We start from the raw sequence: 286 nt of genomic DNA, 5'->3' as shown, positions 1-286 counted from the left end.
GGTGATCCAGAATCGATACTATCCGGGGTTAGTTATCAATTTGCGCTTGCGTGGAACAAATATCCGCGGGGCACTCAACGTTAAGCGTGACGCTCGGAACGGTATCGGCGACCCCGCAGATAAAGTCGGCGATCCGTTGCGGGTCCAAGCCAATTTCTAGTCCTATCCAGCCGTACACATCGAAATGCAGCACCGGATCGTAACCCTGGCGGCCGATTTGGCGCGTGCGCTTTGCAACCCACTTCACAAGCTCCATGAAGGTCTGGCCGCCCACCCCGAATTTCTG

The 286-nt window shown here is 55.9% G+C and carries 1 pseudogene; it reads right to left on the bottom strand.

Features of this window, described 5'->3' with window-relative positions:
* Positions 1 to 28 precede the first annotated feature (28 nt).
* A pseudogene (locus EN818_RS32160) lies at positions 29 to 286 on the bottom strand (methylaspartate ammonia-lyase); the annotation flags it as partial.

Source organism: Mesorhizobium sp. M3A.F.Ca.ET.175.01.1.1 (assembly GCF_004791945.1).
Taxonomy (GTDB): domain Bacteria; phylum Pseudomonadota; class Alphaproteobacteria; order Rhizobiales; family Rhizobiaceae; genus Mesorhizobium.
This window is presented reverse-complemented; position numbering and strand designations above follow the sequence as displayed.